This is a genomic window from Pedobacter sp. PF22-3, from assembly GCF_026239555.1.
In the GTDB taxonomy this organism is placed as follows: domain Bacteria; phylum Bacteroidota; class Bacteroidia; order Sphingobacteriales; family Sphingobacteriaceae; genus Pedobacter.
Window position 1 is genome coordinate 170,400 of record NZ_JAPIVP010000004.1, and the last position, 22,398, is coordinate 192,797.

26 protein-coding genes are annotated in these 22,398 nt (G+C 37.8%); 15 read left to right on the forward strand and 11 right to left on the reverse strand.

Features of this window, described 5'->3' with window-relative positions; translation table 11 throughout:
- Positions 1-13 precede the first annotated feature (13 nt).
- From OQX63_RS07250 to OQX63_RS07290, 9 genes are all read right to left on the reverse strand, one after another.
- A complete protein-coding gene (locus OQX63_RS07250; RefSeq protein WP_265850232.1) occupies positions 14-1,471 on the reverse strand; it encodes a nicotinate phosphoribosyltransferase in 1,458 nt (485 codons plus the stop codon).
- A gap of 19 nt (positions 1,472-1,490) precedes the next feature.
- Positions 1,491-2,222 (reverse strand): metallophosphoesterase family protein, encoded by a 732-nt coding sequence (locus OQX63_RS07255; RefSeq protein WP_265850233.1) that lies wholly within the window; start codon positions 2,220-2,222, stop codon positions 1,491-1,493.
- Between the two features lies 1 nt (position 2,223).
- Positions 2,224-2,766 carry an RNA 2'-phosphotransferase gene (locus OQX63_RS07260; RefSeq protein WP_265850234.1) on the reverse strand — a complete coding sequence of 181 codons (543 nt, stop codon included), beginning with the start codon at positions 2,764-2,766 and terminating at the stop codon, positions 2,224-2,226.
- 19 nt (positions 2,767-2,785) lie between these two features.
- A complete protein-coding gene (locus OQX63_RS07265; RefSeq protein ID WP_265850235.1) occupies positions 2,786-3,298 on the reverse strand; it encodes an O-acetyl-ADP-ribose deacetylase in 513 nt (170 codons plus the stop codon).
- Between the two features lie 167 nt (positions 3,299-3,465).
- A complete protein-coding gene (locus tag OQX63_RS07270; protein ID WP_265850236.1) occupies positions 3,466-4,410 on the reverse strand; it encodes an ADP-ribosylglycohydrolase family protein in 945 nt (314 codons plus the stop codon).
- Between the two features lie 11 nt (positions 4,411-4,421).
- Complete coding sequence (locus OQX63_RS07275) at positions 4,422-4,907, reverse strand: nucleoside 2-deoxyribosyltransferase domain-containing protein (protein ID WP_265850237.1); 486 nt, start codon at positions 4,905-4,907, stop codon at positions 4,422-4,424.
- Positions 4,908-4,913: 6 nt separating this feature from the next.
- Positions 4,914-5,747, reverse strand: coding sequence for a ribose-phosphate diphosphokinase (prs, locus tag OQX63_RS07280; RefSeq protein ID WP_265850238.1), 834 nt, complete (start codon positions 5,745-5,747; stop codon positions 4,914-4,916).
- 68 nt (positions 5,748-5,815) lie between these two features.
- Entirely contained in the window at positions 5,816-6,508 is a 693-nt protein-coding gene (locus OQX63_RS07285) for an NUDIX hydrolase (RefSeq protein WP_265850239.1), read from the reverse strand.
- Between the two features lie 73 nt (positions 6,509-6,581).
- Positions 6,582-8,144, reverse strand: a complete 1,563-nt coding sequence (locus tag OQX63_RS07290; protein ID WP_265850240.1) for a L,D-transpeptidase family protein — start codon at positions 8,142-8,144, stop codon at positions 6,582-6,584.
- 275 nt (positions 8,145-8,419) lie between these two features.
- Between OQX63_RS07290 and hisG the strand changes: the two genes are divergently transcribed.
- The 11 genes from hisG to OQX63_RS07345 all read left to right on the forward strand — a co-directional run bounded on the left by hisG (position 8,420) and on the right by OQX63_RS07345 (position 17,990).
- Positions 8,420-9,271, forward strand: a complete 852-nt coding sequence (gene hisG, locus OQX63_RS07295; protein WP_265850241.1) for an ATP phosphoribosyltransferase — start codon at positions 8,420-8,422, stop codon at positions 9,269-9,271.
- A 49-nt stretch (positions 9,272-9,320) separates the two neighbouring features.
- Positions 9,321-10,610 carry a histidinol dehydrogenase gene (gene hisD, locus OQX63_RS07300; RefSeq protein WP_265850242.1) on the forward strand — a complete coding sequence of 430 codons (1,290 nt, stop codon included), beginning with the start codon at positions 9,321-9,323 and terminating at the stop codon, positions 10,608-10,610.
- 93 nt (positions 10,611-10,703) lie between these two features.
- Positions 10,704-11,744 (forward strand): histidinol-phosphate transaminase, encoded by a 1,041-nt coding sequence (hisC, locus tag OQX63_RS07305; protein ID WP_265850243.1) that lies wholly within the window; start codon positions 10,704-10,706, stop codon positions 11,742-11,744.
- A gap of 1 nt (position 11,745) precedes the next feature.
- The gene (gene hisB, locus OQX63_RS07310) at positions 11,746-12,879 is read left to right on the forward strand and encodes a bifunctional histidinol-phosphatase/imidazoleglycerol-phosphate dehydratase HisB (RefSeq protein WP_265850244.1); all 1,134 of its coding nucleotides are present in this window, start codon (positions 11,746-11,748) and stop codon (positions 12,877-12,879) included.
- 219 nt (positions 12,880-13,098) lie between these two features.
- On the forward strand, positions 13,099-13,692 hold the full coding sequence (gene hisH, locus OQX63_RS07315) for an imidazole glycerol phosphate synthase subunit HisH (protein WP_265850245.1): 594 nt from the start codon (positions 13,099-13,101) through the stop codon (positions 13,690-13,692).
- A gap of 1 nt (position 13,693) precedes the next feature.
- Complete coding sequence (gene hisA / locus OQX63_RS07320) at positions 13,694-14,443, forward strand: 1-(5-phosphoribosyl)-5-[(5-phosphoribosylamino)methylideneamino]imidazole-4-carboxamide isomerase (protein ID WP_265850246.1); 750 nt, start codon at positions 13,694-13,696, stop codon at positions 14,441-14,443.
- Positions 14,444-14,534: 91 nt separating this feature from the next.
- Positions 14,535-15,290 carry an imidazole glycerol phosphate synthase subunit HisF gene (gene hisF / locus OQX63_RS07325; RefSeq protein ID WP_265850247.1) on the forward strand — a complete coding sequence of 252 codons (756 nt, stop codon included), beginning with the start codon at positions 14,535-14,537 and terminating at the stop codon, positions 15,288-15,290.
- 58 nt (positions 15,291-15,348) lie between these two features.
- Entirely contained in the window at positions 15,349-15,951 is a 603-nt protein-coding gene (gene hisIE, locus OQX63_RS07330; protein WP_265850248.1) for a bifunctional phosphoribosyl-AMP cyclohydrolase/phosphoribosyl-ATP diphosphatase HisIE, read from the forward strand.
- An 88-nt stretch (positions 15,952-16,039) separates the two neighbouring features.
- Positions 16,040-16,405: a hypothetical protein gene (locus OQX63_RS07335; protein WP_265850249.1), complete on the forward strand. Its 366-nt coding sequence runs from the start codon at positions 16,040-16,042 to the stop codon at positions 16,403-16,405.
- 56 nt (positions 16,406-16,461) lie between these two features.
- Positions 16,462-16,986, forward strand: a complete 525-nt coding sequence (locus tag OQX63_RS07340) for a hypothetical protein (protein ID WP_265850250.1) — start codon at positions 16,462-16,464, stop codon at positions 16,984-16,986.
- Positions 16,987-17,093: 107 nt separating this feature from the next.
- On the forward strand, positions 17,094-17,990 hold the full coding sequence (locus OQX63_RS07345) for a WD40 repeat domain-containing protein (protein WP_265850251.1): 897 nt from the start codon (positions 17,094-17,096) through the stop codon (positions 17,988-17,990).
- A gap of 173 nt (positions 17,991-18,163) precedes the next feature.
- Here OQX63_RS07345 and OQX63_RS07350 read toward each other — a convergent pair whose 3' ends face one another.
- Positions 18,164-18,946 carry a C40 family peptidase gene (locus OQX63_RS07350; protein WP_265850252.1) on the reverse strand — a complete coding sequence of 261 codons (783 nt, stop codon included), beginning with the start codon at positions 18,944-18,946 and terminating at the stop codon, positions 18,164-18,166.
- A gap of 109 nt (positions 18,947-19,055) precedes the next feature.
- On the opposite strand from OQX63_RS07350, the gene OQX63_RS07355 reads away from it, so the two are divergent.
- Entirely contained in the window at positions 19,056-19,508 is a 453-nt protein-coding gene (locus tag OQX63_RS07355; RefSeq protein ID WP_265850253.1) for a universal stress protein, read from the forward strand.
- A gap of 395 nt (positions 19,509-19,903) precedes the next feature.
- Here OQX63_RS07355 and OQX63_RS07360 read toward each other — a convergent pair whose 3' ends face one another.
- A complete protein-coding gene (locus OQX63_RS07360) occupies positions 19,904-20,254 on the reverse strand; it encodes a 4Fe-4S dicluster domain-containing protein (RefSeq protein ID WP_029283424.1) in 351 nt (116 codons plus the stop codon).
- A gap of 78 nt (positions 20,255-20,332) precedes the next feature.
- On the opposite strand from OQX63_RS07360, the gene OQX63_RS07365 reads away from it, so the two are divergent.
- From OQX63_RS07365 to OQX63_RS07375, 3 genes are all read left to right on the forward strand, one after another.
- Positions 20,333-21,349 (forward strand): acyl-CoA reductase, encoded by a 1,017-nt coding sequence (locus OQX63_RS07365; protein ID WP_265850254.1) that lies wholly within the window; start codon positions 20,333-20,335, stop codon positions 21,347-21,349.
- Positions 21,350-21,417: 68 nt separating this feature from the next.
- Positions 21,418-21,621 (forward strand): hypothetical protein, encoded by a 204-nt coding sequence (locus tag OQX63_RS07370; RefSeq protein WP_057932355.1) that lies wholly within the window; start codon positions 21,418-21,420, stop codon positions 21,619-21,621.
- A gap of 1 nt (position 21,622) precedes the next feature.
- Positions 21,623-22,306 (forward strand): cell division ATP-binding protein FtsE, encoded by a 684-nt coding sequence (locus OQX63_RS07375; protein WP_265850255.1) that lies wholly within the window; start codon positions 21,623-21,625, stop codon positions 22,304-22,306.
- Positions 22,307-22,398 lie beyond the last annotated feature (92 nt).

Consider the following 22,398-nt stretch of genomic DNA (forward strand, 5'->3'; position numbering starts at 1 on the left):
AAACTTGGCGAAGTTAACTATTCTTTAGTCTTTCTCTAATTTCGGCAAGAGAATAATCAATTAACAGTTTGCCGTCTCTGAAAACTTCTTTTAGTTCACCTTGTGCTTCTTCTTGCCAGGTGCATTGATCTTTCAGTTCATATTCTCCCTGGGCATTTTTAAAAATCTGCAATAAACCTTTAGCCGATTTTTTGGTACCATCATCGGTAATGGGATCCTTAAATATTTCACGACCAACACCATCCACTTCTCCATAAGTAGCTTTCATTGCAAAACCGAAGGTATCACGTGTATTATATTGATAGGTGAAAGATCCGATACCGAACACTACATTGGTCGAAGCGAAACCTTTTGCTTTTAAACGCTCACAGATTTGTGTAGCCCGCTCGGTGGTAATGCTGTCGCCATAAATGGCCCCAATTTGAGGAACGAGTTCTTTAAAGCCTTTATCATTGGTTTTTCCACCAAAAACATCCCAAAGCAGTTCGATTACGCCTTTTTGTTCGTTTTCATTTTTACCGTTCGGATTTCCGCAGATAATATCAACAGGATCACCGGAATCAGGCCTGATGACCACCTTACCAGGTCGGGCTATAATATCATTTTTCAAAACAGGCAGATATTCAGTTAACACTTTCCATAAATCCCAGGTATCAGAAACAATGGATACAATCCCTTTTGGATAAACTTCTAAAATCAATCTTTTAAAAGTTTCGAGCTCTCCTGTGTTGGTTCCCATGCACATTACCGAATGTTCTGTAGCGGCAACCGAGCCACCAATCAGTTCTTTGTCGGAATCTGTGTTATAATATTCTTCCAGAAAATCAATAGCCGGGATGGTATCAGTTCCAGTGAAACTCAATAAATGTCCAGCTGCTGAAGTTACTGCAGCTTCTATCCCACCCATACCGCGCATGGAGAAATCGTGACCTTGCCAATCTACAAATTCTGGTACCGATGAGGTTTCTGCGGCATATTTATCCAAAATGGTACGGTACTGTTTTGCAATAGTAGCCGAATTACATGGCAACCAAACCACTGCAGAAAGCAACGTTTCGAAATAATTGGTCAGCCAGAAAAACTCCGGTTTGGTATTGTACATGGTGAACATCGGCACACGCAAAGGCACTTCGGCTCCTTCGGGAAGTGATTTGAAAACCATGGGGATATAACCCAGATCATGTAAATCGGCAATGTGCTGTGTGCCTACCAGGTTTTCGCCAAGGTAATTATTGATCCTGCGGGCATATTTCCTTAAAATCTCCTCTTTTGGCTGTTTAAAGAAATTCTGGTTAAAATCGTCGATGATATATTTTTTGATAAAGTACTGTAGCCCAAAAAGAACCACATGATTTACATTTTCGAGCCTGCTTTTTCTTGGCGTCCAATTCGAATAAACCAGAGTGGTATTTTCAGGATACTGTCTGCGGTGGTCAACTTTATAACCGTCTGTTAATAATAATGGATTCATGGTTTGATGTATTTAAATATTATTTATTTCTTCCCTTTTCGTTTGGATACAGGCTTTGTAACGTATCACTCTGCCAAAATTGTTTGGTTTCAATATCCAAACAGCTTAATTTTCCTGTAAATGCAGCACCGGTATCGATATTCCAGACATTGCAGCCCTGCATTGGTACATTAACATTATAGTAGAGCGTTGGCGTATGCCCAATATAGATTTCATGGTACAACAATAAACGTTTCGGATAAATGGCCGAATCTTTTTTAATCCGGTTATCCATGGTGAGCGCCATTTCCCAAAGCGTGCGGTCCCACGAATAATTGCTTGAATAACGCTCTTTTTCCGGACCGTGCATGGAAGAAAAACCAGCGTGGATAAAAAGATTGTTCTGCCCGTCCACATCATAATCTTTCATTCGTTTAAAGAAATTTAAGTGTTCTTTCTTTGCTTCATCAGATAAACTTTGATAACTCTCCATTGTTGATTTACCTCCATGTACAAACCAAACGTCATTTACAATGGCTTTTTCGAGCCAATCTATGCACCAGGCATCATGATTGCCTTTAATAAAGATGCACTGGTGACTTTCATCCAGGCGCATGAGGTAATCAATTACCTGTGCCGATTCACTCCAACCATCTACATAATCGCCAAGAAAGATGAGCTTATCTTCAGCTGAAATGTCTGCACGTTCGAATAACTGGATCAGGCCTTTTAATCCGCCATGAATATCACCTATTACCAATGTTCTGCTCATGTTAAAATGTTATAAACTCAGCAGGCACAACAGCTGCAAGCCATACATTGTTGGCTGATAAATAAAATTTATAGCCTGCCCTATGCATCTCCCCGCTATTAACGGTAAGGATAACCGGTTTACCTCTCCTACCACCTACTTTGTTGGCCGTTTCTTTATCGGCACTTAAATGCACATGCTGCCGGCTCATTTTTTGCAATCCCTGCAATTTAATGTCGGGCAGGAATTTTTCAACTGTACCATGATACAGGTATGCTGGCGGTTCCGCCTCATCAAGGTTTAGTTCAATTGAAATGGAATGTCCTTGATTTGCCCTTATTTTGGTTTTATCTGCATTAAATGCAAATCTCTTTTTATCGTTATTTTCAACCACGTATTCAAGCAGTTCAAAATCTAGTTCTAGCTCATAAAGATCGAATTTGGCAATCAGCTCGTTCACATCCGCCCAACCATTTTCATCAAGCTTAAGCTTTATGGTTTCTGGCGAATGCCTCAAAATATAGCTGAGCAATTTGCTGATGCCTTTTGCTATTTTAATGTCCATAATTTAAATGCTAAACTTATTATTTACCTAATTTTTGCAGGTATAACTCGTAATTCTCATCGTCGAAACAAACGAAGATTACTTTTTCTATCTTTTCTTTATCGGCGAAATGATCTACCGTTTTAATGGCAATTTCTGCTGCTTTATCTTTCGGGAAATGATAAATCCCAGTACTGATATTGGGAAAAGCAATAGTTTTAACATTGTTTTCTATTGCTAAGATTAAGCTATTGCGATAACAATCTGCAAGCAAAGCGTTATTTTTCTCACTTTCACCGTTCCAAACCGGCCCAACGGTATGGATTACATATTTTGCAGGTAAACTGCCTGCCGTTGTAATTACTGCATTTCCGGTTTTGCATTGTCCCTGTTTATTCCTGATGGCTACACAAGCATCTAAAATTGCCTTGCCACCTTTTCTGTGGATGGCGCCATCTACTCCGCCGCCACCCAGTAATGAAGTATTCGCCGCGTTGACGATAGCATCGGCTTTAATTGTTGTTATATCGGCTTTGATTAGTTCTAAAATCATTTTTTGAATTTTTATTTATAGATTGTTTCAATACAAACGTCATGCTGAATTCATTTCAGCATCTTTTCTGTAAAACCCTGAATAAATTACCTTCGTTGAGCTCGCTAAGGCTGGGTTCAAGGTGACCACCATAGATTTTTAAACATCTTTCTTTGCTATTTCATCCCTTAATCCATCAATCCGGAATTCATTTCTTCACAGAGATTATCAATTTCTATTTTCTTTACAATTGAATTGACCCAATTTTCAGGAATAGATTCAAAACCATAGATTAAACCGGCCAAACCACCGGTAATTGCACCAGTTGTGTCTGTATCGTCACCTAGGTTAACCGCTTTCAGAACCGCATCCTCATATGATTCGGTATTGAGGGTACACCACAAGCTGGCTTCCAGGCTATGCAGCACATAACCTGAAGAATAAATCTCGCTTTCCGGCACTGTTGAGATATCATTTAGTAAAACCCTTTTAAACAAGTCAATTTCCTTTTGTTCGAAATCATTATTTGCAATAAAGTTTTTAAGTTTAAACTGTGCGTTAAAATAAGCTTCTCTTTTATCGTTCCCTTTTAACAGTTCCAAACCATAAACAATGTAAATAAAACAAGCAAAAACAGAACGGAAATGTGCATGTGTAATCGATGAAACCTCATTCACCCGTTGGTAAATAACTTTAAGATCCTTTTCATCCTGTAAATAAAACAACAGAGGCAAAATCCTCATTAAAGACCCATTTCCGTTATCCATTTCTGATGCCCCGCCACATAAAACGGGGTCTGCTCCATGTTTTATCATCTTAATAGCCTCACTTGTAGCAATTCCGATATCGAAAACTTTTCCGTGAGGCGTCCAGACCTGAGCGTTAAACCATTGAAGAAATTTTTGTGCGATATCATTTAAATCGTAGCCATTGCAAAGACTTTCGGCCAAACAAAGCGTTAGCGAACTATCATCACTCCAGGTACCTAACGGTTGATGATGAACACCATAGGCCAGCATATCCTTTACCGGAAACTTTCTTAAATAATCCCTGCTTTTAAATTCTACCGGCACACCCAAAGCATCGCCAACTACCAGCCCGAACATCGCGCTATGGATAATCCTGTTTTTCATGTTTTTCGCGTTTATTTACTTTCTACCAAATCTTTAAGCTTTGCTATTACGGCAGCACTAAGTTCATCGAATGTGCGGTACTGATCGATTCCTTTTCTTTTACAAACGATATCGATATTGCCCTTCCGCCAAAACCCTTCCTCACAGCAAACCATCAACTTGCCTGAATCGGCGAATAAACCCAATTCCATCATCGAAATTGGCGACTTAGAATTTGCTTCAAGGAACAATAAAATCACATCGGCACTTTCCATCGCATCCAGTTCCCAGTTCACCTGCTCGCTGAACCATACATTTTCGATCGACTGCGTCCAGTTATAATCCCAGGATTTTCTTCGCGGATTGAAAACGACTACATCATCCAATTTTTTTTCCTTATTTGCCTGATGAATAAATGTTTGTTGCCAATCAACAGAGTGGCCCATATCGATGGTTCCGGCAAGAAATACCGACACATCAGATGGCAAAATAATCTCTGGCGGAAGTATCGTTCTCATATTATCCTATAAAATATCCACTAATTTTATCTGCGTTACACCAGCATGATAAATTTCTTTGATCGAATCGGTTGTAAAAATCTGCTCAAAATATTGATCAAACACTTCAAAGCCTTTGCTGAATATGCCATGACTGATCGCCAGATATAATTTCCCCGCATTTTTGGCCTTTAATGCTTCGGCCAAACCGATAAATGTTCCCCCACCATCACAGATATCATCAACAATTAAACAATCGGCACCAGCCAGATCTTCACTATACACTTTAAATCCGGATAGTTTTCCTGTTTTTACATCACGGCTTTTAGAGCATTCTACTACTTCGGCTCCACCTAAAAATTCGGAAACTTTATAAATTTTCTTTAAAGCGCCTCCATCGGGAGAAATGAGTTTTACATCGTTTCCAATTTTTGCGATAACCTGTTTTATAAATTCATGGTTAGAAATGGTAACACAGTTATTCAGCAATGCCGGGGTTACTTCGCTATGCGGATCGAAAATGGCAACACTTGCCAAAGTCATGGCATTAATCATATCTGCATATACTTTTACCGATAATGGCTCGCCCTGAACCATTACCCTATCTTGCCTGGCTGCTGGGAAATACGGAATAAAAAGATTGATTTCCTTCACGCCCATTCTTTTCAAAGCATCAACGGTAATGCAGATCAGGCCTAAATCATTAAAAGAGTTTATTCGATGTGTAATGGTAACCGGAAGGCTGACATCAAAATTATTTGAAATTTTAATGTGTGGTTCGCCACCTGCAAATAAGAAAGATTTGTATTCGATTAAGTTATTTTCGCCTAGCGGAGTGAAACTTGGATTAAGATTTAACATATATTTGCGTATTATTTACACAAATATAAAAATCATTTTTGAAATGCAAAAAATAATTTGTGTTTATTTTACGCAAACCTAATATCAAACTGGAAATTTTCCTTTAAAAGTTGGTGATATTTTGGCTTATCGAATACGAAAAGCTTCCCTGGCCGTCCGCTAGCGCCTATTTTAACCACTTTATCCGTTTCTTTAACAATTCCAAAACTTAATATTTTTTTTCTAAAATTTCTCCTGTCAATATCCCGTTCTAAAATAGAACAGTATAAATTTTCTAGATCTGAAAAGAGAAATTCATGGTCCAAGAGATCGAAACCAATAGGCTGATAGGTAAGTTTACTTTTTAAACGTTGATGAGCAAGTTTAACCATTTCATTATGGTCGTAACCCAACGCCGGCACCTGCGCTACTGGAAACCATTTGGCATCTTTTGCATCGGTATCAGCCTTTAACACAAAATTTTTGGGATTTACCAGAGCAAAATAAGCGACAGAGATTACCCTGAATCGTTCGTCGCGTTTAACATCATCACCAAAAGTTCCCAATTGTTCGAGGTAATTTACAGTTATCCCAGCCTCTTCCTTAAGCTCACGTTCTACTGCGGTTATTAATGGTTCATCATCCAAAATAAAACCACCGGGCAACACCCAACGATCGGCCAGTTTACCAAAGCGCTGCTGAACGGCCAATACATAGAGTGTTCCTTTTTCGTAGCCAAAAACAATGGCATCAACGGCAATTTTAATGTTTTGATCGATCATTCCTTAATTTGTGTAAAAACAACACAAAATTAATGCTTTTATGATAAAAGACCGAATGTTACAATTTTATTTCTTATCTAAACTTCTTCATTGCAGCCCAAAGTTTTTCATCCATTCCATAGATATCAGGCCGGTACTCGATCTTATCATTTTGAGACCAGGCCGTAATATAGGTAATGATCAATGGAACAGGTTTCTTTGGTCCGAACCAGGTCGGTTTTAATTGAAAAGATTTGGTCGTATCTGCCTTTTGCGCCATGCGTTTTTTATACCATTTTATATGTGTGCTATCTATTGGTGGCAGATCTACCTCTGCCCTAAGTTTATCATACGTGTAAGAATCTTTCACCAAAAGTGCAGCAAATTCTAGTGGTTTTTCGATGCGCACACAGCCATGGCTGATGGCTCTGTTTGTTAAGTTAAATCCGTTCTTATTATTGGTATCGTGCAGGTAAATACTTGAGCTATTATCGAAGATAAATTTAAACTTTCCCAAAGCATTTCCGCCACCAGATCCCTGCTTAAATCTGAAGGGTAATTTATCACGAGAATACCTGCTCCAATTGATGGTATCAGGTTCACCAATCAGCTTATCTTTATAGTATACTTTAATGTTACTATTCGACAAATAAAAGGGATCTTTTCTGGCCATCCAATAGATCTCACTTTGGGCAATACTTACCGGAATATTCCATACCGGATTGGCTTGAATTGAGTTGATTTTACTGAACAATAATGGCGTCTCGTGATTCTTCGGTTTGTCATCTAAATTACCCGATTTTGAGAAGGTTTTAAGCTTCTCATCGTATCCATTTTCGCGCTTACCACCTACACAAACTTTCATCGCAATTACGGTATCTTTTTTATCGAACCAGGTTAACCTAAAATCTGGAATATTTACCTGCACATAATTGTCTCCTGTCTCTGGCATTTTCCAACGGAAACGCTCCATGTTTAATGATAAAATCCGCTTTTCACTTTCCGAATTTGCATGCAAATAGGCCGCTTGCAAAGCTTTGTATTGAGCAGACTTTGGCTGAACGGATCTTAAGGTATCTGAAAGGCTTTTACCATTTAAAAGATTAATCATGCCTAAACTATCCGGACGTTTAACTTTAATGTAATAACGTGAAAAAATTGCCTTGGGATTTACCACCCCATATTTGAGATAATTATTGTAATTCAGGTAAGCATTTGCTGATAACAACTCTAATTTGGCGATTATAGGATAACTTTCCCCTACTTTCTTAAACTTATTGGCTGTTAACAATGCCAACAAGCTTTTAATCTCATCCCCCTTAAAAATCTTTGGATTAAAGCCGTGCACCTGGCTTTGATCTAAATAACTCACTAGCGTATCTAACTGGCCATTAATGTAGAATTGGGTAACCAATTTAGGTTGGGCATTATTACTTGCATAAAATGCTTTTATGGTTTTAGGATTAACAAATTTAACCGAAAGACTGTCCATTGTTTTCACAAAAACACTATCATAGGCTACAGTATCAAAATCTTTATAGATCTTATTCTTGAAATGTTCAGAAAGCACTTTTCCAATCTCGGGTGGGCTTTTAAACCACCCACAGGCAGAAACGAATAAAATAAAGGGCAGGATAAGAAAGCGAAACTTTTTCAAAAGCGTAGAATATTAATATAAAATAATAGTTAATGATAATAAAAACACCATAATGGCAAATTAAGTGCCATTATTTTTTGTTTTCCCAAATCAAACACTATATTTGCCAGCGCTTATCAGCTAAAGTATTGATACTGGCAGAAATAATTTATGAATTTAACTTTGAACCATCACTTACATTTACACCATCGCCGATAGGCGATATGATATGTTTGTTTTGTACTTCAAAACTTTTTTCCGTAAAATAATTTCTTGTTCACTCTATATTCAATACTTTGAAAACACTTAAAATCGCTATCCAGAAGTCGGGTAGGTTAAATGAAAAATCTGTAGAAATACTTAAAAACTGTGGTTTATCTTTCGAAAACTATAAAAGTTCCCTGATCTCAACCGTTACCAATTTTCCTTTAGAAATTCTTTTCCTGAGGGACGATGACATCCCCGAATATGTACAGGATGGCATCGCCGACCTGGGTATAGTTGGTGAAAATGTAATTGTAGAAACCAAAGCCGAAGTAGATTATCTACAAAAATTGGGCTTTGGAAAATGCACCTTAAAAATTGCTGTTCAAGCCACCAGTAACATCCAAGAACTGGAAGAGTTAAACGGCAAAGCAATTGCAACTTCTTATCCGGTAATCCTCGAAAAATTCTTACAGGAAAAAGGTATAAAATCTGATATCAGAACCATTTCAGGATCGGTAGAAATTGGACCGGGTTTAGGATTAAGTGATGCTATTTTTGATATCGTTTCAACAGGTGGAACATTAAAGAGCAACGGACTAAAACCTTTCGCTGATGTCATGCAATCGGAAGCGGTTTTAATCGGAAATAAATCAATAGCCAACAACCCGGAAGTAGCAGAATTACTGCAGCGCATCCGCTCTGTACTTAGTGCAAAATCGAACAAATATGTGGTACTGAATGTATCGAAAGATAACCTCCAAAAAGTAGTTGATTTATTGCCTGGCGTTAAAAGTCCTACGGTAGTTCCACTCTTCGAACCGAATTGGGTAGCCGTCCATTCTGTAATTGCTGAAGAAGATTTCTGGGACAAAATAAACAGTTTGAAAGTTGCTGGTGCCGAAGGTATTTTAGTAATGCCAATTGAGAAAATAATCAAGTAAATTCGTAAAATCTCATATTAACTATTAGTTAATTTAAAAATATAAAACATTGAAAATCTACAATTATACAGATTTATCTAAATCAAAAATTGAAGAACTTTGTTCGAGACAGATTGAAGACGATAAATTGGTTGAAAGTCGTGTTGCTGATATTGTGAAATCGGTAAAAACGGATGGCGACAAAGCCCTTTTTGATTTCGCCAAAACCTTTGATAAAGTTGAACTGGAAAAACTTTTTTTAGATGGCGAAGAGTTAAAAGCTATTGCGGCAACTATCCCGGCTGAAGCAAAAAAAGCAATTGATACGGCGTACGAAAACATCAAAAATTTTCACCTGTCGCAGCTAAAGAAAGAAGATAAAATAGAGACGATGCCAGGTGTAGTTTGCTGGCGCGAAAGCAGGGCAATTGAAAAGGTTGGACTTTATATCCCGGGAGGAACCGCAGTATTACCAAGTACCTTTCTAATGCTGGCAACACCAGCACGTATTGCAGGCTGTACAGAGATTGTAGTATGCTCACCTCCGCAAAGTGATGGCAAAACCAATTGTTACCTGGCTTATTGCGCAGTGCTATTGGGTATAGAAAAAGTATTCCTGATTGGGGGCGCACAGGCTGTAGCTGCCATGGCTTTCGGAACGGAAAGCGTACCACAGGTATATAAGATTTTTGGCCCTGGCAACCGTTATGTAACCACAGCTAAAACCATGGTTCAAAATAAAGTGGCAATAGATATGCCTGCCGGACCATCAGAGGTATTGGTTATCGCAGATGAGACTGCCAATCCGTCATTTATTGCTGCCGACCTACTTGCGCAGGCAGAACATGGAACTGATAGTCAGGCTATTTTAGTTTCCACCTCTAATCAGATCATAACTGAAACCCTAAAAGAAATTGATAATCAACTTGCTATTCTTCCTAGAAAAGACATTGCAGCTAAAGCCATAGCCAATTCATATGCTGTAGTGGCTAAAAATCTGGAAGAGGCCATGCAATTTTCAAATGAGTATGCACCAGAGCATTTAATATTGGCTACCGAAACCTTCGAAAGCATTATTCCATTGATTATCAATGCAGGATCGGTATTTTTAGGTAACCTCACACCAGAAAGTGTAGGCGATTATGCCTCTGGAACCAATCATACCTTACCAACAAGTGGCTTTGCAAAGGCTTATTCAGGGGTATCAACTGATGCTTTTTTGAAAAAAATCACTTTTCAGCATTTATCTCAGGAAGGCTTGAATAATATTGGCGCCACAGTTGAAATACTTGCAGCAGCCGAAGGTTTAGAAGCGCATAAAAATGCAGTAAGCATAAGACTTAAAAATTTAATTAGATAAACATCTTTGCTGTACGTCATGCTGAATTTATTTAGGCATCTATAACAGTAAAAGACCCTGAAATAAATTCAGGGTGACGAATAAAACACAACAATGGACATTAACGATTTAGTAAGAGAAAATATAAAAAACCTTCGCCCCTACTCTACCGCAAGGGACGAATTTAAAGGCCAGGCATCTGTTTTTTTGGATGCTAACGAGAACAGTTATGGCTCACCTTTGCCTGCCAATTATAACCGCTATCCAGATCCTTTACAGCTGGACTTGAAAGATGCCATCAGTAAAATAAAAGGTGTACCAATTGAGAATACTTTTTTAGGAAATGGTAGTGATGAAGCAATAGATTTGTTATTCCGTGCTTTCTGTAACCCTGGAAAAGACAATGTAATTGTACTGCCGCCAACCTATGGAATGTATGAAGTTTCGGCCAATATAAATGATGTAGAAATACGCAAAGTGAGCCTGCTTCCCAACTTCCAGTTAGACATGGAAAAGATCGCAGAAACGATTGACAAAAACACCAAATTAATCTTCATTTGCTCACCAAATAATCCAACCGGAAATTCAATAAAAAGGGAAGATATTGAAACCATTTTAGCCAACTTTAATGGCATCGTTGTAGTCGATGAAGCTTACATTAATTACGCCCGTCAGAAGACCTTTATCCAGGAGCTAACCGAGTACGCAAACCTCGTAGTTTTGCAAACTTTTTCGAAAGCCTGGGGACTCGCCGCTTTACGTTTAGGCATGGCTTTTTCTTCAACAAAAGTGATCGATATTTTGAACAAAATTAAGCCACCTTATAACATCAATCAGGCCACTCAGGATTTAGCATTTGAAGCGCTAAAAAACATTGCTCAGGTGAACGATTGGATCAAAGAATCTGTTGCAGAAAGAGACCGTTTAAGTAAGGCACTAAATGAAATAAATATTGTAAAAAAAGTATATCCTTCTGATGCAAATTTTATTCTAACAGAAGTTACAGATGCGCCAAAAATTTATGATACTTTAGTAGAGCAAGGCATCATTGTACGAGACCGTTCTAAAGTAACTTTGTGCGAAGGTTGTTTACGCATTACCGTAGGCACAAAAGAAGAAAACGATAAGCTGTTAAATGTTCTAGAGAAATTTTAAGATGAAAAAAGTATTATTTATAGATCGGGATGGCACTTTAAATATTGAGCCTGATGATGAACAGGTAGATAGTTTTGCAAAGCTTAAATTTTATCCGCGTTCGTTATATTATTTATCGAAAATTGCAGCTGAAATGGATTACGAACTCGTAATGGTTACCAATCAGGATGGATTGGGAACACTTTCAAATCCGGAAGAAAATTTCTGGCCCATCCATAATTTCATGCTGGATACTTTTGCAGGTGAAGGTGTAAACTTTAGCGAGATCGTGATCGACAGAACATTTGCCAAAGATAATGCCCCAACGCGTAAACCAGGCACCGCTTTATTAACCAAATATTTTAGCGAAGAGTATGACCTGAAAAACTCTTTTGTCATCGGCGATCGTCTGAATGATGTGGTATTGGCCAAAAATTTAGGCGCAAAAGCAATCTTTCTTCGTCAGAATGATACATTAGGTTCAACAGAAGCACTAGATAAGCATGAAACATTATTGGATGTGATTATTCTGGAAACCAAGAAATGGGAAGATATCTATAACTTGCTTAAAGCAGGAAGCAGGAAAATTCATCATGAACGCAAGACCAATGAAACCGACATCACCATTAACCTTGACCTGGATGGAACAGGTAAGGCAAAAATCGAAACCGGTTTAAACTTTTTCGATCACATGCTTGATCAGATCGCCAGACACGGAAGTGTCGATCTGGAGGTGATTGCAAAAGGTGATTTACATATTGATGAGCACCACACGATAGAAGATACCGGTATTGCACTGGGAGAAGCCTTTGCTAAAGGATTAGGCAATAAATTAGGCATTGAAAGGTATGGTTTTTGCTTACCAATGGACGATTGCCTGGCACAGGTTGCCATTGATTTTGGAGGAAGAAACTGGATTGTTTGGGATGCTGAGTTTAAACGCGAAAAAGTTGGCGATATGCCAACAGAGATGTTTTACCATTTCTTTAAATCGTTTAGCGATGCTGCAAAATGCAACCTGAACATTAAAGCTGAAGGCGATAACGAGCACCACAAAATCGAAGCTATTTTTAAAGCATTTGCTAAAGCCATTAAAATGGCCATAAAACGTGATGCGGAGAAAATGGTATTGCCGAGCACAAAGGGAATGTTGTAAGAAAGGTGGAAGGCTGAAAGGTTTATGGCGGAAGGTTTTGACGCCTATCCGCTGTTAAATAAACCCGATAGAGCGGAATAGCCCGCATCCCGATTCTTCATCGGGAGAGGACTATAAGCAATAGCGGGACTACAGCACCCATGAAAAACTGACTTTCATTTTCAAATTTTAAGAAAACAAACATCAAGGCTTGATACTCGATACTAAATACTCAATACTATGATAGGAATAGTAAACTACGGAGCAGGCAATATTTTCTCTCTTACCGCAGCATTAGACCGCTTAAACGTAACCTATGGCATGGTAAATACAGAAAATGACCTCGAAAAATATAGTCACATCATAATCCCGGGTGTTGGCCATGCGGGTGCTGCCATGGAAAAACTCAAGGGAACAGGCCTTGTTAAAGCGATAAAAAAATTAACTAAACCCGTGCTAGGTATCTGTGTGGGCATGCAGCTCATTACTGAACATTCTGAAGAGGGAGATGCCACACTGTTGAATATCGTTCCGGTGAAAACCAAAAAATTCGATAAGTCACTGAATATCAAAATACCACACATGGGCTGGAATGCTATAATGCCAAAAAACAATTCATTGTTTGAAGGTGTTGAAGATAATACACAATTTTACTTCGTGCATTCGTACTTTATTGAATATAACCCTACTTTTGATATTGCATCTGCTGATTATGGTTTAAAGTTCTCGGCAGCGGTACAAAAAGATAATTTTTACGGCGTTCAATTTCATCCTGAAAAATCGGGAAAAGCCGGCGAACTAGTATTAAAAAATTTTTCAAACTTAAGCTTATAAAATGTACATAATACCTGCTATTGATATTTTGGATGGAAAAGTTGTCCGTCTTCGTGAAGGCGATTACAACCAGAAAACGGAATATGATGTTTCCATTCCCGAAATGATAGAAAAATACCGTTCAAATGGTACAGATTTTATCCATATTATCGACTTAAATGGAGCTAAAGGTGATTTTAGCAACCAAAAAGCACTCTTCGAGATCATTAAAAAAACGGACATGAAGGTGCAGTATGGCGGTGGGATCAGAACCATTGAGCAGGTTAACAATTTGCTTGATGCCGGTATCCAACGCGTAATTGTAGGTACACAGGCGATTACCAATCCTGATTTTTTACCTCAATTAAGCGAGACTTTTGCTAAAAAAGAAGATTATGCTAACCGCATTGTTATTGCCATCGACGTTTTGGATGAAGTAATTAAGTACTCAGGCTGGATGGAAAGTTCACCGATTAAACTGATGGATTACGTGGACAAATGCCTTTCATTGGGATTTTTCCGTTTCTTATGCACCGATATCAGCAAGGATGGAAAATTAGGCGGCGCAGCGATTGAATTATACCAAAAACTACTGGAACACTCACCAATGATCAAACTAATTGCTTCCGGTGGTGTAAGTTCAATGGAAGATATTTACGAACTGGCTAAATATCCAATCAGAAGTGTGGTGGTAGGAAAAGCGATTTACGAAGACCGGATTACCATCGAAGAAATTAAAGAGTGGAATTTGAAGGCTTTGAGTTCGATTTAATTCCATAAATATTTATGTCATCCTGAAGAATGAAGGATCTGCACCCGATGAAAAGGATGCTTCGTTCCTCAGCATGACAACCAAACAAAATATGCTTTCAAAAAGAATAATCCCTTGTTTAGACGTTAAAGATGGTCGCACGGTAAAAGGTGTAAACTTTGTTGATTTACGCGATGCAGGCGACCCGGTTGAACTGGCTGCCCAATATGCACAACAAGGTGCCGACGAATTGGTTTTTCTGGATATCACAGCAACGCACGAGCGTCGTAAAACGATGATTGAAATGGTTAAATCAGTTGCCCGCCAATTGAATATCCCTTTTACCATTGGCGGAGGAATAACAGAAATTGCCGATGCTGAGGCCCTTCTAAATGCAGGTGCCGATAAAATCAGTATCAATTCTGCAGCTGTTCGTAACCCTAAGCTGATTGAAGACCTTGCTAAAACTTTCGGGGTACAATTTGTGGTTTTAGCAGTCGATACCAAACATGTACACGGCAAAAACATGGTTCATTTAAATGGAGGAAGGCTAATTACCGAGCTGGAAACCGAAAACTGGATTAAACAGGCAGAAGATTTAGGTGCAGGAGAGATTTTGTTAACCTCTATGGACCATGATGGCACCAAAGCGGGTTTTGATTGTGGATTACTAGGTAAGATAAACCAAATGATCAATATTCCGATTATCGCATCTGGTGGAGCAGGCAGCATGGAGCATTTTACTGAGGTTTTTCAAAAAGCCAATGTTGATGCCGCACTGGCAGCTTCAGTATTTCATTATGGCGAAATACTCATTCCCGATTTAAAACTGGAATTAAAAAGGAATCAGATTCCGGTAAGAATATAATAAGTCTGGAGTCAGCAGTCCATAGTCATGAGTCTGCTTTTCCAAAATAAAAAATAAAATGACAATCGATACGAATTCCCTAGACTGGGATAAAACCGCAGGCTTACTCCCTGTAATTATTCAGGATCATAAAACATTAGAAGTTTTGATGCTGGGTTATATGAATGCTGAGGCTTTGGAAAAAACCCAGGCTGAAGGTAAAGTTACGTTCTTTTCACGCTCCAAAAGCCGCCTTTGGACCAAAGGGGAAACCAGCAACAATTTTTTGTTTGTTAAAGAAATTTTTGTAGACTGTGATAACGACACCATTCTGATCAAAGCGGATGCCGTTGGTCCAACCTGCCATACCGGTAGTCGCAGCTGTTTCAAAACAGATTTCAACCAGAATTTCATTTTCGAGCTCGAAAATATCATTAATGATCGATATGAAAATCCGGTTGAGGGTTCTTATATCAACAAAATGCGCAACAAAGGTTTAAATAAAATTGCACAAAAAGTTGGCGAAGAAGGTGTAGAAACTGTAATTGCTGCATTGGCAGAATCGGAGGAAGAACTTATCGGAGAAGCTTCGGATCTCATTTTCCACCTTTTATTTTTATTGAAAGAAAAAGGTCTATCTATCCAGGATATAGCGAAAAATTTAGAGAAAAGACACAAATGAGGTAGAAGGCTGGAAGGTTGAGGGTTTAAGGTTATAAATTCCAAAGCTTCCGCTTTAATTTTAAAAATAAGACACAAATAGTTAAAGAATGTTAGATAAAATTAACGCGATTATAAAGTCGAAAATTTTGATCTGGCATTTTTTATTGGTCTTTATCGGAGCTTTTTTTATTTGTGCTTTAATTTATGTGTTAATTATTCCAATTGTATTTTGGATGGCTTTAGGAGAAAGTACAGAATCTGATAGAATTACTAGTTTACCATTCAATATGTTTATAGGAGAATGGGTAGCATTAATCTTAACTATTCTAATCTGCGCGATTTTCGCATTAATAAATTTAAAGAAGTTAAACTTTCCAAGCGCAAAATCTTATCTATTAACCGCAGTAATAATTTCTATATTATATTTGTTCAGGACTAAAATTGGTGACTTTCTATTTGAAATTTTTCAGTAGTAACTATTAATTGAGTTAATATTGTAACTAAAAGAAACAGATAAATAAAATCTATATTGAAAACAAATATTAATTTCGATGATCTAAATATATTTGTAAGGAGTATAATCCCTACAAATTATTACTTAAAGATATTTTTGTTCGTTTTTAATACTGTTGCGATCTTTGGCTTATTCTGGTTTGCCATTAGCTTGCAAGATGAAAAACCTAATGTGTTTCCGTTTTTATTACCAATTGCATATTTTTTCACTTTAGGTAGGTATTTACTCTGGAATACTTTTGGAGAAGAGTTTTATGTCATTAGTACAAGTCATATTTCATATCAACATAATTATGGCTTTTGGAAAACTAAACTTAAAACATCAAAATATTATTCCATTAATCAGGCTAAGGGTAGAACAAGTGAAACTATAAGTTTGATTTTTATTAATTATACCGAAGAGAAATTACCAGTTGAAGTGTTTAGTACAGCCATTGAAATTTCCATTTCAGATTCAGAAAGAATTTTTAACCGACTAAACGAAATAAAATTTAATGAATTTGGTGAAGAAATAAATTTCCCAAAGATTTTTGCAAATTGACCTAATTCTGATTTAGAAAAAAGATACAAATGAGGTAAAAGGCCGAAAGGTAGAGGGTTTAAATATCCTTCAAGCCTCCAAGCTTCCCTCCTTCCAACCTTCCCCACATGATTAAACACCTACAAACCTTACCCGGACATCAAAACCCTGTTTACGCTTTAGCCAACGCTGATGAAGACGGCATATTTTTTAGCGCTGGAAATGATAAGGGTGTGGTAGAGTGGTCGCTACTTAACATGGCTTTTGTGAAGGTTAAAATGCCTGTGCAAAGCTCTGTTTATTGCCTGCATTACTACAATGAGCAATTGTTTGTGGGCGAAAGAAGTGGTGCTTTTAGTGTGTATGATTTAAAGAAACAGGAAGTAATTACACGTACCAACGCACACTTAAAGCCGATTTTCAACATTAAAACCGTCCAAACTAAAAACGAGCTGATCACCACAGGCGAAGATGGATCAGTTGCGGTTTGGTCGTTAAGTGATTTTAAAGAGATTTACCGCTTTCAAGCAGCTTATGATACCGTTCGTACCATTGCCCTTTCTCCTGATGAAACGGAGATTGCCTTTGGTTGTAAAGACCACCTGATTAAAATTTACAACCTAAGCGATTATAGCCTGAAACAAAACCTGGAAGGACATAAACATCCGGTTACATCCCTCGCTTACCACCCTGAAAAGAGGTATTTAATATCTGGAAGTCGTGACGCACAGTTGAAAATCTGGAGCCTGCCAGATTATGAGTTGCTACAAACTGTTCCGGCCCATATGTTTACCATTTATGATATTGCATTCCACCCCACCCTGCCCTACTTTGCCACCAGCAGTCAGGATAAAAGTATTAAACTTTGGGATGCAGAAAATTTTAAACTATATAAAATACTAAATCTGGAGAAAGCCGGAATCGGCCACACCCATTCCATTAATAAAATTATCTGGAGCCGTGATGGTAAATATTTGATCTCTACAGGTGATGACCGGCAGGTAATGGTTTGGGAGATGGAATAATTTAGTTTAATTAGTATCAGGCGTCACCCTGAACCGAGCCTTAGCGAGCTCACCGAAGGTAATTCATTTCAAGGTCTTTAATTAGAGATGCTGAAACAAGTTCAGCATGACGATTTCAGCGCAATTAAAGCAAAACCTCATCTTTTTTGATTAAGATCCATTTCAGACAATTATCAAACAAATCGCTTAATAATTCTCAATTTATGTGAATATTTCCCCAGTTCTTTATTAAAAATCCCTTGATCATCAATCGGATCGATTTTTACTTTTGCGGAGGAATGGATGATTTCATTTGGGCTCAACATTATGCCAACATGGGTAATTCTGCCTTCATCATTATCAAAAAAAGCTACATCACCAGCTCTGCATTCAGCCAGAAAACCAACGAGTTCACCTTGTTCAGCCTGCTGAACAGCATCACGGTTTAATTTGATGCCCAACATTTTAAATACCGTTTGCGTAAAGCCTGAGCAATCTAAACCAAATAAATGCCTTCCACCCCATAAATATGGAATATTTTGAAAAAATTTTGCTGTTTCGGTAACTTCATCTATAAAATTCACAGCATGATTATCGTATGCTTCGAAATTCAGTTTAAACTTTTCTTCTCCGGCATAACAATACCCATCTTTTAAAAAGGGAAGATTACTTGCCGGACTTAAATGATACAAACTGCCATCATTAGCGGTTACCACATTATTGAAACTTAAAGGCGCCAGCAAATGGCAATCGTGCATTTCGATAAACTGACCCTGGCTAATGGGCGCCAGCTGCCTAAAATCCATCCAGCCTTCATAACCATCATAACCATTCTGAATCAGCCACCAACGTTCTTCTTTCTGAATAACTTCAACATGATCGCCAAACAATAGTTGTGAAACAATTTCTGCTTTATCTGATGCATCTGCTCTTAACGGGGCTACCGCGACTCTACAAATACCGTATTGATTTTCCATTTAAACTTGCTCGTTAAACCATTGTAAAACTAATAAAATACATCCATTGCCTAACATTTTGAACACAAATTTGTTATTTTTATGATGTTCATTCTTAAATAAACCTGCCATGAATTTTAAAAAAATATTAATTGCCGTTGATAATAGCACCTGCTCGGAAAAAGCGGCAAGAGCCGGTTACGATATGGCGGAAAAATTTGGGGCAGAAGTTGCCTTGGTTAACATTATCGAACCTATTCCTGCTAATGTAAATCCTGACTTAACGCTGGCCCCGGTTTTCTTAGAAACTTATGATAACAGTGAAGAAAACAGCCACATTTTACTAAAAGAAATAGAAACTAAATACGGAAAAGGCGTATCCACCACTTACTTGAGCGTTGTTGATACCGCAGCACATGGTATTATCCAGCAATCAGACGAATGGGGATCTGATCTAATTGTTATAGGCACTTATGGACGTACGGGCTTGTACCATTTTTTAATGGGAAGCGTTGCTGAACATGTGGCTAGAAAATCAGCTTGTCCGGTTTTGATTATCCCAAATAAATGTGATGTTGATTAGTTGGTTCACTAGTTCATTTGTCATTTGTTCATTAGTTAGCATGATTTATAGAAAATTCGTGACTGTTTATTACGAAAAAACTGCTAACAGGCATAGATCCTACGAATAATTACTCACCACGGCCGTCATCCTTTAGGGATAATTTATTAAATAAAAATCAATATAAATGGACAGATGTTGAAGAAGCTGAATGATATCTGAGTATCGTCATTTTGACCGCAATGGAGAAATCTTTTAAACATGTTTTCAATAGCTTAGTCCAAAGATCTCTCCACTGCTCGTTGCTCCGGTCGAGATAAAGACCACAACAGTGGAGTCTGTCGCACAAACCGAAATCGCCTAAACAAAAAAAGTCTCACTTAACGCGAGACTTTCCTTTTTATATCTGATCAAGTCTATCCTTCCTGGTGTAACCAAGCTTTCTTAGCCAATAATTCTTCTTCTGTTTCACGGATATCTTCGTCATCTACACAACAATCAACCGGGCAAACTGCAGCACACTGAGGCTCATCATGAAAGCCTTTACACTCTGTACACTTATCGGATACAATATAATATACCTCATCTGAAACGGCTTCCTGAGCGGAATCAGCTTCTATCTGTTGATTACCAAAATCAATGATACCTTCTAAATTCGTACCATCAGAAAAACGCCATGCAGTTCCGGCATCGTAAATTGCGTTATTTGGACATTCTGGTTCACATGCCCCACAATTTATACACTCATCTGTTATTTTAATTGCCATGTTTTCGTCTAATTCTTTTGCTTAGTTTACCTTTGCGCTGCAAATATAAGATATAATCCATTAATAATAATTCTAAATATGTCAGCATTAACTCAGGAAAAAGCAATAATCGCATTTAGTGAACTCGGCAGAAAGCTTATAAACCCTACTGACATACTGGGAAATACACTTTATAGTGCAGAAAGTGCCAATGCATGGTTTACTCAGGAAAATATTAAAAAATCTATCTTATCATTTGCCGAGATGTTAAATCAAACTGATTTGGCCCTTTGGTTTCAATCGGTAAAACTTAGTACATCGCCTAAAAAAGTTGGTTTAATCCTCGCAGGAAATATTCCTTTGGTAGGCTTACACGATGTTTTATGCGTTTTAGCAACAGGAAACATAGCCTTAATCAAGCTTTCTTCATCTGATGACAAATTGATTAAAACTGTTCTTGCTGAATTGATGAATATTGAACCAGCTTTTGCAGATAAAATTGAATATGTAGAACGTTTAAAAGACTTCGATGCTGTAATCGCCACAGGAAGTAATAATTCATCCAGGTATTTCGATTACTACTTCAGTAAAGTGCCTAACATAATCCGCAAAAACAGGAATAGTGTAGCAGTCCTAGATGGTTCCGAAAGTTTTGAGGATATCCAAAGCCTGGGCAACGATATTTTTGATTATTTTGGCTTAGGCTGTAGAAATGTTTCAAAAATATATTTTCCAAAAGGATATGATATTGCTAATTTCTACGAAGGAATTGAAAGTTTCCAACCCATTATCAACCATTTTAAATACAATAACAACTACGATTATAACAAATCTATTTACCTGGTTAATGCTGCCAAACATTTCGATAACGGCTTTTTATTATTAAAAGAAGATGAAAGCTTTACATCGCCACTGGCTGTCCTCTTTTATGAGGAATACAATGATCTTCAGGAAGTAGAAGATCAGTTAGCGGATAAATCGGAGAATATCCAATGTATCATTACCAAAGCTCCTTTACCTTTAAGCACATTTAGTTTTGGCCAAAGCCAGCATCCAAAACTTTGGGATTATGCTGATAATGTAAACACAATTGATTTCTTGAACAGCCTGAATTAAATTCCTCCACTTTAGTCTTTCAGCTTTCTCCTTTGGTCTTTCAGCTTAAATAGCTATTTTTGGACACAATGTATATCGTAAAAGTTAAAGGCATAGCCAAAATTCCAGATTACGTACAGTTAAGAGATGACAAGTTTACACTTTTAGCTTATTTTAGGGTAGATAGACCCGATAAATCGCTGGAAAAACTCGGACTTGGCGACAAGCAAGAATACATTATGGAAATGGTTAAAGATTTGCCTTTCGGGCAGATTGCAAAATTAGAAATATAATATGGCAGGCAATTCAGTAATTCATTTAAGCAATGTTGATGTTTTTCAACAGAAACATTTAGTCCTCTCCAATGTAAATTTACACATCGAAAAAGACGAATTTGTATTCTTGATCGGCCAAACTGGTTCAGGTAAGAGTAGCTTGCTTAAAATATTATATGGCGACTTACACATTGGCAATGGCGATGGCAATATTGCCGGCTTCGACCTTAAAAACCTAAAAGAAAGTCAGGTGCCGTTTTTGCGCCGTAAATTAGGGGTGGTTTTCCAGGATTTTCAATTGCTTACCGATAGGACGATAGAAAAAAATCTTGAGTTTGTGCTTAAAGCAACGGGCTGGAAAGACGAAAAGCTGATTAACGAACGTATTAAAGACGTTTTAGATAAAGTGGGTTTGCGCTCCAAGATCAAAAAAATGCCGCACGAAATTTCGGGTGGTGAGCAGCAGCGTATTGTAATTGCAAGGGCTTTGCTTAACGATCCTGAAATTATCCTCGCAGATGAGCCAACGGGTAACTTAGATCCCGAAACTTCTGAAGAAATTGTAACCCTACTGAAGCAGATCAGTCAGGCTGGAACGGCAGTTTTAATGGCCACACATGATTACCAGATCATCCGTACTTTTCCATCGCGCATTATCAAATGTGAAAATGGCATCGTTCACGAAGATGCACAAATAGCATAAAAATTCTGACATCCGTCAGCTAATCAGCCAATCTGTTCAGATAATCATTCATAAATCTGACAGCTTGGCTGATTTACGTTTATGGCAAAATA